Source organism: Rickettsia endosymbiont of Rhinocyllus conicus, assembly GCF_964026465.1.
Classification (GTDB): Bacteria; Pseudomonadota; Alphaproteobacteria; order Rickettsiales; family Rickettsiaceae; genus Rickettsia.
Genome location: NZ_OZ032155.1, coordinates 297,537 through 310,002, shown reverse-complemented (window position 1 = coordinate 310,002; position 12,466 = coordinate 297,537). Strand labels below are relative to the sequence as shown.

Below are 12,466 nucleotides of genomic sequence, written 5' to 3'. Positions count from 1 at the left end.
ACAGGAGAATTACACCTCTAAAATTTAAAAAATTTGTCTAGACAAAGGGTACCACCTCATACCAATGCCCGTGTCACCGATTAAAATACCAATGCGAACGAGCTTTTCAATAATATTATTTACTACTTTTTTGGCATAATCAGGATAGTCAACGGATTGCGTATTATGTGTTCCGCAATCGTAAACACTCAAAGATTTTTTTTGTAAATATTCGATAATTATGGATTTAAGTTCATAACCGGAGTGATCACTTGCTATAACAATATCGTAAGTTTTCATAATTAATTTTTTTAATGGAAAATGAATGATAAGAATTATATAATAAGTATAATTTATTGACCAACACAATATAATAATCTTATTAAATATATGAAATACCCTGTTGCATACTCGTTTTATTTGAAAAATTGGCTACGTCATCTTTGCAGCTCCTTCGGTACTCACGTACTAAGTGTGTACGCTCCGTTCCTCGGGCTACAAATTTCTTGCTCTTTTCCAAATAAAACTTCGTATGCTAATTCTCTACTGATTCGGTGTACACTTAGTACTATATTATGCTTTTTTCTAACTGCTTGCGTTGATCAACCTCCTGCCCCAATCGAGTATAAAGAAAGAGGAATTACCGTTAGTAATTCTGGTAATGTTATTGATAATGATGAGGGGATAATAACTAGTAGCACTATAGAAGAAGCTCCTAAATTAGAAGTAAGCGGCTCTTTAGAAGAGCCTGCAATAGAAACTACCGAAGATGATAATGATGCTGTAGTGATTCCTACCACAAAACATGATGAAGAAATAACAAAGTTAATTTTTGAAAAACCTCTGGACGGCGAGATTGTCACCGAGTTTAAAGAGGGGAAGAATAAAGGCATAGATATTGCTGTTTTAGAAGAAAGCAGTGTTAATTCTATAGGCTCAGGAACTGTTATATTTTCAGGAAATAATGCACAATTCGGTAATTTAGTAATCGTTAAATTAGATAAAGATGATCTAGAAGTAGCTTATGCCGGCTTAAAAGATTTATCAGTTAAAAAAGGCGATAAGGTTACTAAAACTAGCATAATCGGGCATGTGGAAGATAAGCTGTATCTAGCTATGCGTAAAGGCAAAGTAGCAGTTGATCCAACTAAATATATCGCATTCTAAAATGGAACTTATTACTTTAACTAAATATGGTGATCCTCAGAATGTAACAGTCAGAAGAAGCACTCAGGCTAAGAATATAACTATCCGAATTACACATAAAGGGGCTGAGCTTGTATTACCCCTTAAGGTAAAAGCTGAAAAGGGTTATAATTTTTTGCTAAGTAAAGAACATTGGGTTAGGCAAAAATTACACCGTAACATGGCTAAACCTGCCAATGAAGACAATAAGATTTCCATTTTAGGCAAAGATTATCAAATAATTCATACTGATTCACCTGAAAATCAGGTAAAATTACAAAATGACGCATTGGAAGTATATTGAAGCAAAGTACTTAAAAAAATTAGCATTGAAGTATTTTTGAAAAAGAAATTACTATCAGAAATAAAAGCTATAGTAGAAACCATTTCCAAAAAGCATAATTTAATTTATTCTAATATTAGAATAATGAAAAATGTAACTACGAAATGGGGCAGCTGCTCTAGCTGCGGCAATCTTTCTTTTAACTGGCGAATAGTTTTTGCTCCTTATGAGGTCCTAAAATATTTAGTAGCTCATGAAATGGCACATTTAAAGGAAATGAACCATAGCAAAAATTTTTGGCAGCTAGTTGAGGATATTTATCCCGAATACCAACCGGCTAAATTATGGCTAAAAAGAAACGGCAGAAATCTATATAGTTATTTATTATAAAAACAGGTAAAACATATGCACAATTTAGTTACAAGTGAAGAATTTAAACATATAGATAAGCTTATTGATGAGGTTACGTTGTACCATCAACCAACCCTAATAAAAGGAAAAAGGAATAGTGCTATACTTGTTTCTCAAGAAGATTGGGAAGATATACAAGAAACTTTATTAGTAGCATCAAATAAAAAATTAAGTAATTCTTTAATTAAAGGCAAGAATACACCTTATACTGAATGTAGTACCAAATTAGATTAGCCCAAGTGTATACATTATATTATTCCCATGATGCAAAAAAAGATTTTAAGAAAATTGAAAAATCACATCATAAAGATAGTTGCTTACAACTACTTGATTTAATTGCTCAAAATCCATTTCAAATACCACCACCATATAAAAAACTTTCTGGTATATATGAAGGAATGTATTCTCGAAGGATTAATATACAGCATAGATTATTCTACGAAGTTGATGAAAAAAACAAAAGAATAAAAGTACTAAAGATATGGAATCATTATTATGATAATCAAAAAACACAGAGGAATAAATGAATAACGCAACAAAAAGAGTAGTAGTTCCGGCACTTGAAGAAATTTTATACGAGCCTATAAAGGTATTAGATCACGGTTTTATTAGAGTAATCGACTATATGGGTGATGATAGTGCTATAGTACAAGCTGCTCGTGTTTCTTACGGCAAAGGCACAAAACAGCTAAACCAAGATAAAGGGTTGATCAATTATTTGCTACGTCACTATCATACTACGCCTTTTGAGATGTGTGATATTAAGTTTCATATTAAATTACCGATCTTTATTGCAAGACAGTGGATTAGGCATAGAACAGCCAGCGTTAACGAATATTCTGCTAGATACTCAATATTAGGTAATGAGTTTTATTTACCTGAACCACAAAATATTGCCCCGCAATCTAGTACTAATAAACAATGCCGAGAAAGCGATAGCCTACCAAAAGAAGTAGCCGAAAAGGTCCTTAACATATTAGAAGAAGATGCCCGAAATTGTTATAAGCACTATACGGAATTAATGAATACCGACGAAGATGGTAATGTCATAGACGAAAATACTACCGGTATAGCTAGGGAGCTTGCTCGTATGAATTTGACATTAAATTATTATACGGAATGGTATTGGAAAATTAATTTACATAACTTGCTTCACTTCTTAAGGCTACGAGCTGATCCGCACGCTCAATATGAAATTAGAGTTTATGCCGAAAAGATGCTTGATATAGTTAAAGCTTGGGTACCTTTTACTTATGAAGCTTTTGAAGAATATCGTATGTGCGGAGCAAATATTTCTCGTAAAGGTTTAGAAGTGATTAAAAAAATGATAAGCGGTGAAAAAGTTACCCATGAAACTAGCGGAATGACTAAACGAGAATGGGAAGAGCTAATGAAAGTTCTCAAATAGTAAATATTTATTAACTAATTCTTGATGGATAGTTAATTTTTTTTTATAATACCTCTTTTATTAAATAGGAGAGGTTTATGATGAGAAAGAAATTAATTTTAACTTTAAGCATTTGTTCTATTATTTCCTTTAATAGTTATGCTTTTAATGAATCCCCTACTACTACGGATAAAGTCCAAAGTGAAAATACACAAACAAATAAAATCTCTCCTATTAATATGCAAAATCTTCACAAGCTAGCAATATCATTAAAAAACGAGAATTTTTCCAATAAAATATTGGCATATTCTGACTATTTCATAGGTAAGCCTTATGATACGGAACTAGGCACAAATTTAATTATTTGGGATAAGAATAGAGATAAGAATGAGCTAATTAATCTAGAAACTTTTGACTGCTTTAGCTATATAGAAATGGTTATAGCATTAGCAGAAATAAAAGAACCAAATGTGGATCCTGTAAAATTTAAAGAGCAGTTAGCAGAAGCTCTAGCAAAAATTATGTTTCCTTCTGACGATATATCATATGTTAACAGAAATCATTTTATGGATGAATGGTTAAAGAATAATAGTAAATATCTTACAATGGAAAATGTATTTGCAAATCTTCCATATGCTAAAGTTAAAACTGCGATGATTAATAAAGCAGGTCTACTTGAAACACAAATTAATAATTATATTAAAGATAATGTATCTAGAGATGAATGCTTTTCATTTGGTGAAAAATATAATCAGATAAAATCCATCAAACCTTTTAAATCTGATATTAGTTATATAAGCTTTACTGATTTCTTAGAGCATAAGCAAGAACTGACAAAGCAATTTGCAGGAAAAATATATCTTATGGTTATGACAATGGACAACCCAAAACTATTAGAGCTAACAAAATCAGAACATAATATAGCTCACGTTGGGTTTATATTTACCAAAAACGATAAGCTTTATTTTAGGCATGCAACCCCAATAGGTCCTAAAGAAATTGTTGAAGTGTCTTTAGAAGAATATGCAACCGGTAAAAAAGAAAGTAAAATCTTTACAGGCTTTACTTTATTCAGTTTAGAGCAGAAAGATAACCCTCCTAATAAGTAAAAATCAACTTTAAAAAAAGCAAGAAGCATCTAAATTTTTGACCTCAGCCATACGTTTTAATACTTGAGGATCAAAAATAAGAAATATTATTGCCAATTTTTCAAATAAAACGACAATAAACTTTTTATAATCAATAGATATAACTTTAAAAGGGGTTAACATTATGAAAATTTTAAAAATAATTATATTAGGTTACTTATTAACTATCGTAAGTACAGCATATGGATCATTACCAAATGCTCGTACCATTTATATAACATCCGATGATGGACCGTTACCAGGTACAAAGAATTTGATTAATGTTATGTTGAAAAATAAAACTCCTTTTCGGCTATCGGTGACGGTAGTAGGGTTTTCGTGGAAACTCGTTCCCTTTTCATTTTTGTAGTTGTCACTTTATTGTTTTAATGCTATTATACTTCCCATAAAGTTCTAATTTTTACTATTTTTCGACAGCAAGAGTTCCGCCTCCAGTCATTATGGGAACTAAATACTAGGATGCACAGTGATAGATACAAATCAAATTATACAAAATAATACTATACCAGAAAGCAAGTTGTCAAAGAAACTCCTTGATAATATTATATCTCATATTGAATCAGCTAAATCTCATGTGGCAAGTTATACCAATTCGACATTGGTACTCCTTTACTGGAATGTTGGCTTACTAATTAATAACGAAATTTTATCTGGATCAAGAGCAGAATATGGAGAACAAATTTTATCACATTTAGCAAAGGAATTAACGCTATTATATGGTAATGGATTTGATAGACCTAATCTTTCTCGTATGGTTAAATTCTCAAAACTATATTCTAAAGAGATTTGTGTTACACTGTCACAACAATTATCTTGGTCTCATGTAATAAGACTTATAGCGATTGAGGAGGAGTTAAAGAGAAACTTTTACGCAGAAATGTGTCGATTGGAACGTTGGAGTGTAAGGGTTTTAAGACAAAAAATAGATAATATGCTTTTTGAGAGAAGTGCGATTGCAAAGAAACCAGAATCTATCATTAAGACAGAGATAGGAAAACTTCAATCTGGGAATTTGAATAATCCAGATTTATATCTGCAAGATCCATATATCCTAAATTTTTTGAAATTCAAAAAGATTTCTTCAGAATCAGATTTAGAACAGGCAATTTTGGATGAATTGCAGCTTTTCATCCAAGAATTGGGTTCAGATTTCTGTTTTGTTGCAAGACAAAAGAGAATGAGTACAGAAAATAATGACAGATATCTTGATTTATTATTTTTCCACCGGGCTATGCGTAGATTGATAGCGATTGAATTAAAAATGACATCATTTCAGCCAGAACATGCCGGACAAATGGAATGGTATCTCAAATGGCTTGATAAATATGAAAGAAGGTCAAATGAAGAAAAACCTCTAGGGATTATAATATGTGCTGGAAAAGATCAGGAAGACATAGAATTATTAGAACTAGATAAGAATGGAATACACGTTGCAGAATATCTTACTTCATTGCCACCAAAGGATTTGATAGAATATAAATTAAAGCAAGTCCTCTCTATTGCACGAGAGAACTATCACAAAAAGCTGATCGATAAACAATAATTATCATGAAACGATACTGGTCTATAGAAGAATTAGAGGATTTTTGGAAGCTTTTACCAGAAGAAAAGGTACTATTAGGTAAAAAGCACGGGGTTCAAAAATTCCTTTACTTATTATTTCTAAAATACTATTCAATTGATTACCAATTTCCTGAATGTTCTGATGATATTCCTAAAACACTAATAAATTTTGGACTACGGCAATACGGAATAACTTTGGATACAAATGATATAATTGAGTTCTTAAATGCACGTCATAATTATATTAAATATCAAAAAGAAATTAGATCATTTTATGGGACCTGTTTATTTAGTGCTGCAGATCAGCAAATGATTGTAGGTCATGTTTATAAATTAGCACTAGAGACGGTAAAAGAGGATAAGCTTACAGCCGAGCTTATTTTATTGCTTAAACGTTTAAAAATAGAGAAGCCTAACAAAAACATTATTCAAGACTTAATTAAGCAAAGCTTAATTGCTGTTGAAACATATCTATTTAATTATATTTATCAGTCATTAACAACTGACCAGCATAATTATATAGATCATAACTTACTAGGTTTAGAACCAACTACAGAAGAAATGCTAATAACTTATTTAAAGCAAGATTCAGGCAAATCAAATCGGGATGCAATTGCAGTAGAACTTGATAAGTTGAATGTTTTGCAAGGACTTAAATTAACAACAACCATAATTCCGGCAGATATCTCACCAGCAGTATTAAAATTTTATAGACGCAAGGTTATTAGCGATACACCAAATCAATTGAAAAATAGACCTAAACAGATTAGATATGCACTAATAATTGTTTTTTGTTATTTAAAGCAGCAGGAATTATTTGATAATCTTGCTGATCACTTAATCAATTTTATTCATAAGATCAAGAAAAAAGCTGACAAGACAGAGTTTGCGTTAAATAATGAAATTGGTAAATTAAGCCGTGGTTTAGATTCGTTGTATCTAATTGCAGAAGTTGCAAGGGATATACCTAAAGGTATTATCCAAGAAACTATCTACCCCTTAGTACCAAAAGCACAACTTGAAGCAATAATAAAAGCACGCTATTTACAAAAAAACCTTACTAATAGCGTTCGAGATAAAGCCATACAAAGCTACACTACTCATTATCGAAAAAAAATCTTTGATATAATCAACATATTACCACTAAAGTCTAATAATAAGGAGATAATATCGGCATTAGCATTAATAAAAAAATACCAGTATAAGAAGTCAGAATTCTATCCAATTACAGAAGATATCCCACTTAATGGATTAATTAACAAAGCCGATTTAGAGTTTATTTGTAGTTCTAATGAGGCTGGCAACAAGTTGGTTAGCCGTAAGGATTATGAGTATTCAATTTTTAGGATATTACGAGACAAGCTTAAGCATAAAGAGGTCTGGATAGATGGTGCATTTAAATATAAGGACCCTGCCACGGAATTACCTAAAGATTTTATAAAAAATAAAGAATTTTACTATCAATTATTAGGGCAACCTTTAATAGCACAAGAATTTATTAATGTTCTGAAATCAAAGTTAATGGAAGCAATTCAAGCATTCGATAAAAATCTTCCAAAGAATAAGTATGTTCGGATTATCAAACGTAGAGGAAAACCTTGGATCAAATTATCGCCATTACCAGAACGAATAAAGCCACACAATTTACAACAACTGAAAGATAGTATAAATCATAAATGGGGTATTATCAACCTGCTAGATGTTTTAAAAGAAACTGATTTGCGAGAACATTTTACGTCATGCTTCACAAGTTCAGGTAATCGTGAGATTCTTTCACAAGAAGAAATTCAAAAACGCTTAATCATGTGCTTATATGCAATAGGTACTAATACTGGGTTACACCGTATTTCATCTGCATCTACTAATAATATTACTCTTGAAGATTTGAAATATATTAAGCGTAAATACATTAATCAAGAGGATTTACGAGAGGCTATTACAAAAATAGTTAACGCTATTTTCAAAATTAGAAACCCTGACATTTGGGGAGAATCCACTACTGCTTGTGCTGCTGATTCTAGAAAATTTACATCTTGGGATCAAAATCTAATGACTGAATGGCATGCACGATACAAAGGTGCTGGGGTTATGATTTATTGGCATGTTACTAATCAGTCAATTTGCATTCATTCACAATTAAAAACATGTTCGTCATCTGAAGTTGCATCGATGCTCCAAGGAGTGTTGAGCCACGGTACTGATATAGAAATTGAATCTCAGTATGTAGATAGCCATGGTAAAAGCGAACTTGGTTTTGCTTTAACTTATCTGTTGGGCTTTGATTTACTTCCTAGATATGCTGAAATAAGCTCTCAAAAAATATATCTTCCAGAACCAGAATTCAATTGTAAAAATATAAATGAGATTATGACCCGAGTAATCAATTGGGATTTAATAATAGAACATTATGATACATTAATTCAATATACAGTGGCTTTAAAAATTGGAACAGCAACTGCAGATTCAATTATTCGCCAATTCTCAAGAACTAATTTTCAGCATCCCGTATTTAAAGCATTTATTGAATTGGGGCGTGCCGTTAAGTCAATATTTTTATGCCGTTATCTATTGTCACTAGATTTAAGACAAGAAATACATACTGGGCTTAATATTGTTGAAAATTGGAATAGTGTAAATGACTTTATATTTTATGGCAAAAAGAGCGAAATAAATTCTAATTCTCGTGATGAACAAGAATACTCCGTGTTGTCTCTACATTTACTACAGCTCTGCCTAACATACGTTAATATTTTATTAGTGCAGGATATTATTAATACTGAATCCTGGTTAACCAAGTTAACGGTTGAAGATAAGCGAGGTATAACTCCATTATTTAGTGGTCATATAAACCCTTATGGCACTTTTGAGTTAGATATGTCAAAACGCATTTTACTCAAGGAGGCAGCATGAGAACCTCCACTAAAGAAGTTGTTTCTAAGATTGTGAAAATATTAAAAAATGAACGTCCCGACTATATTTATTTACGAAATTTATTTAAAAAAATTCGTGAAGAGTTTGCAATAGAGGTAGAAACTCAAACAAAGCGACTTCCGTATGTTCCAACTGAAGAAGAAATAAAACGCTACTATGAAGTAGTATGGCAATCACGAGAGACCAAGCATATGGTATTAATTAAAATCCTTCTCTATACGGGCGTTAGAGTTAATGAATTAGTAAATATTAAACTTCAAGATATTGATTATGATAGTTGTCAAATCAGGATAAATTTAGGCAAGGGCAGTAAAGATAGGATTGTTCCATTTCCTGTAGGTTTCAGAGAAGCGCTTATGTTATATGCTAAAAATGAAGAGACAAGTGGTGCTATATACTTATTTGAATCTAATCGTAAAAAAGCATTTACCACTAGAGGGATAAGAAAAATATTGGCAAATTATGCTAAGAAAGCTAATATAGCACAATCCCTATCACCGCATAAATTAAGGCATTTCCTGTTTACTTGGCTAAAGAAGCAAGGGATTGATGATGCTCTAATTCAACCTTATTCTGGTCATGAAACTAGGCAGTCACTTGAAATATATTCTAAATTATCACTAAACGATTCACAGGGAGCGTACAATGAAATCATTGACAAATTCCCAGTACGCTAATGACTGGAGGCAGAACTCTTGCTGTCGAAAAATAGTAAAAATTAGAACTTTATGGGAAGTATAATAGCATTAAAACAATAAAGTGACAACTACAAAAATGAAAAGGGAACGAGTTTCCACGAAAACCCTACTACCGTCACCGATAGCCTATTACGCTGTTTATGGTGGGGTTACATTATGATAATGCAAAACAAGATGTAAGAAATTTTATAAATAATGCTAGAAAATCTCCTCTTATTGACGTAGGAAATCATAGCTATACTCATGCACACAATCATTATAGGTATTTTTATCATCATTGCTCGGATGTAATTCAAGATTTAAAGAAAAATAATATTACTTTAGGTTTAAAAGGTGACCATATTATTACAAGGTTACCAGGAAGAGATGTATTCCGACCCCTAATCTTAAAAAAGATGATCCATATATTACAAAAGCAGAAGATGTGGTAGAGACAATGACGATGCGATATATAAAAATGGTTTTTATATCTTTGGATGGGATTTAGAATGGGCTCATAATATACATGGTAAACCAATCCAGTCAGTTACGCATTTAGTACAAGAAATAGAAGATAAATTTAATGCCGGAAATACGATTTTACCTAATAAATTAATATTGCTTATGCATGATGAAATGTTTCAAGAGCAATTCAATGGTCCAGAACAATTACAACAGTTAATTACTAAGCTCCATAAAAAAGGTTATAAATTTGACCTAATAAAAAATTATCTACGTAATTAAGTCATAGCACTAAGTTGCATGACTTATACGTCATTCCCGCGGAAGTGGGAATCCAGCATAAGCGAGATACCTAAGCTTTTAATTTTAAAAACTTGCTGCTTTTATGTTTATTTTTCTGGATTCCCGCCTACGCGGGAAGGCATTGCCTGCGTGGATCGAAAAACGCCCTAAGGTAGTCATACCGTGGCTTGACCACGGCATCCAAAAAATAATAATTTTATTAGTATTTTTAACTGGATCCCGCGATCAAGTCGCGGGATGACAACTGGAAAACTGATCCACACAATAATCAATTAAAACGAATATTTACAAAATAAACCAGCGAACCAGAATTTTGTATTCTTACTTAATCTACTTCCAGCTCTGACACCATAATTTATATTATTAGTTTGAGCTGATAACTCACCACTAATACCAACATATGATTTGTCTGTTTTATAAGTAGGTACTTCGAATTGCTTTGGCATATCAGATACTTTAGCCTTAGCTTGTTTCTTAATTGGGTTTATAAAATCATATCCATATGTCAATGTGAATGACGGAGTAACAGAAATATTTTCTTTCACATTAACGTTTCCATCAATTCTAGCACCTATTTCTGTTATTACAGATTTACGATCAGGGATATTAAAACTCATAGTAGTACTACTGATTTCACCTTTCTCAGTATATGACTTTAAGGAAACTTTTTGATAATTAACATTTATAAAAGGTGTTAGATTTGTTTCTGCAAAGGCATTATATTGATATCCCGTACCGATAGTAGCGATATAATGCATACCTCTTGGTTTACCTTGTTCTATTCTTATAGCTTGACCAAGGTTAATTTGACGTTTGATATCATATTTAATCCAGCCACTACCGATAGCACCATACACAAATATAGGGTTATCAAATTTATAAGTACCATTTAATGTTAGTAATAATTCTTTAATCTCTGCTTTACCATTATTATTTTTAAAGCTCATATTAGATTTATCACCATTGATACCAAAACCTACTACTAAATTATCTGCAAGCTTATAGTTAAAATTTGCAGCGATTTCAGAGGTATCTGATTTTTTAATCCCAATATCTTTGACAGTTTTGGATTTAGTATGGAAATCTAGGTAATTGCCATTTATATCACCACTAAACATTTCACTTTCATTCATTGTTAAATCATAAGATTTAGAACGAATATTTTGAGCTACATTTTCACCAATTGCGATTGGTATTTCTCTTACATAAGCGATGCGGCTCGGTGACTCAATTACAGAAAGAATATATTGGGCAGTAATTTTATGTGCTGCTGGCGTTGGATGAGCAGTAAGGTCAAACACACCTTCATCTTCTATTGTGTTTTCCAGCTCATTTGCAGTAAAGAAGCTCGATGGATTAGTGGCAAGCTCTGCTACTAACCTTCCATAATCTGCATATATTACATTTGCAGATGGAGCGGATTTATTTATCGCACTGTAAATAGCTTGATTAAATGAATTACTTAAAAATCCCCCTGCAAAATTTTCCTCTTCATCAGTACCACCTAATATAAATTGCCTGTAGGACTCATTAAAATGATTTAAGACTACTATATATTTAGCCCCGCCATCAGATATATTTTTAACGAATTCACTAACATTATTCCCTCTAGAAACTACTTCTGCAGTAGTATCGGGAAAATCGTTAGAAGTTAAAGAGCCATCTTTAACGCCGCTCATAATCTGCTCAAAAGTTAAACCACGGGTAAATAATAATTCACTTAGATCGGATCGTAATGCAATAAGTATGGAGTCCGCATCATTTGGTCCCATATACATCATATAAAGAGCGTTAGGGTCAAATGTTTTTACATTTGCTTTATAAGTACTTAATTCAGGACTTAAGCTGTTAGTTGAGGCTCCGCCTAATGAAAAATTTGTTTGATTGTTTACATACTTAAAACCGTAATGTTCGGTTACTAAAGCTGACCAACTATTAGCTGGCGTAGAAAAACTATCACCAAAAGTAAAAACATTTGAAAAGGTTTGAGGAGGAGTAGCTAGTGTACTACCGCTAGTAATTAATGTACTGCTTGCAACGAGCGTCATTAATAGCTTTTTGGCTTTATTTTTCATAAAAAATTAATCCTAAATTATTAAAACTGGAGTATTTTAACACAAATTTAATATAAAGTAAA

The 12,466-nt window shown here is 32.0% G+C and carries 10 protein-coding genes and 2 pseudogenes; 10 read left to right on the top strand and 2 right to left on the bottom strand.

The window, feature by feature from the left end; translation table 11 throughout:
* Nucleotides 1-57 precede the first annotated feature (57 nt).
* Nucleotides 58-279 (bottom strand): annotated as a pseudogene (locus AAGD54_RS01570) (RpiB/LacA/LacB family sugar-phosphate isomerase); the annotation flags it as partial.
* A gap of 90 nt (nucleotides 280-369) precedes the next feature.
* On the opposite strand from AAGD54_RS01570, the gene AAGD54_RS01560 reads away from it, so the two are divergent.
* The 10 genes and pseudogenes from AAGD54_RS01560 (at nucleotide 370) to AAGD54_RS01515 (ending at nucleotide 10,016) form a co-directional block, all read left to right on the top strand.
* Complete coding sequence (locus AAGD54_RS01560) at nucleotides 370-1,146, top strand: murein hydrolase activator EnvC family protein (RefSeq protein WP_410525914.1); 777 nt, start codon at nucleotides 370-372, stop codon at nucleotides 1,144-1,146.
* Between the two features lies 1 nt (nucleotide 1,147).
* Nucleotides 1,148-1,837: pseudogene (locus AAGD54_RS01555) on the top strand (M48 family metallopeptidase).
* A 15-nt stretch (nucleotides 1,838-1,852) separates the two neighbouring features.
* Nucleotides 1,853-2,092 carry a type II toxin-antitoxin system prevent-host-death family antitoxin gene (locus tag AAGD54_RS01550; protein WP_341788827.1) on the top strand — a complete coding sequence of 80 codons (240 nt, stop codon included), beginning with the start codon at nucleotides 1,853-1,855 and terminating at the stop codon, nucleotides 2,090-2,092.
* Between the two features lie 5 nt (nucleotides 2,093-2,097).
* Nucleotides 2,098-2,385, top strand: a complete 288-nt coding sequence (locus AAGD54_RS01545) for a Txe/YoeB family addiction module toxin (RefSeq protein ID WP_341788826.1) — start codon at nucleotides 2,098-2,100, stop codon at nucleotides 2,383-2,385.
* Nucleotides 2,382-3,266, top strand: a complete 885-nt coding sequence (gene thyX, locus AAGD54_RS01540; protein WP_341794835.1) for an FAD-dependent thymidylate synthase — start codon at nucleotides 2,382-2,384, stop codon at nucleotides 3,264-3,266. Before AAGD54_RS01545 ends, thyX begins: the two co-directional genes overlap by 4 nt.
* A 77-nt stretch (nucleotides 3,267-3,343) precedes the next feature.
* Nucleotides 3,344-4,354, top strand: coding sequence for an N-acetylmuramoyl-L-alanine amidase-like domain-containing protein (locus AAGD54_RS01535; RefSeq protein WP_341794834.1), 1,011 nt, complete (start codon nucleotides 3,344-3,346; stop codon nucleotides 4,352-4,354).
* A gap of 505 nt (nucleotides 4,355-4,859) precedes the next feature.
* A complete protein-coding gene (locus tag AAGD54_RS01530) occupies nucleotides 4,860-5,936 on the top strand; it encodes a YhcG family protein (RefSeq protein ID WP_341794833.1) in 1,077 nt (358 codons plus the stop codon).
* A 5-nt stretch (nucleotides 5,937-5,941) separates the two neighbouring features.
* On the top strand, nucleotides 5,942-8,866 hold the full coding sequence (locus tag AAGD54_RS01525) for a Tn3 family transposase (protein WP_341794832.1): 2,925 nt from the start codon (nucleotides 5,942-5,944) through the stop codon (nucleotides 8,864-8,866).
* The gene (locus tag AAGD54_RS01520; protein WP_341794831.1) at nucleotides 8,863-9,564 is read left to right on the top strand and encodes a tyrosine-type recombinase/integrase; all 702 of its coding nucleotides are present in this window, start codon (nucleotides 8,863-8,865) and stop codon (nucleotides 9,562-9,564) included. Before AAGD54_RS01525 ends, AAGD54_RS01520 begins: the two co-directional genes overlap by 4 nt.
* Before the next feature lie 161 nt (nucleotides 9,565-9,725).
* Entirely contained in the window at nucleotides 9,726-10,016 is a 291-nt protein-coding gene (locus AAGD54_RS01515; protein WP_341794830.1) for a hypothetical protein, read from the top strand.
* A 585-nt stretch (nucleotides 10,017-10,601) separates the two neighbouring features.
* Here the strand turns inward: AAGD54_RS01515 and AAGD54_RS01510 are convergent.
* Complete coding sequence (locus AAGD54_RS01510; RefSeq protein ID WP_341794829.1) at nucleotides 10,602-12,404, bottom strand: autotransporter domain-containing protein; 1,803 nt, start codon at nucleotides 12,402-12,404, stop codon at nucleotides 10,602-10,604.
* Nucleotides 12,405-12,466 lie beyond the last annotated feature (62 nt).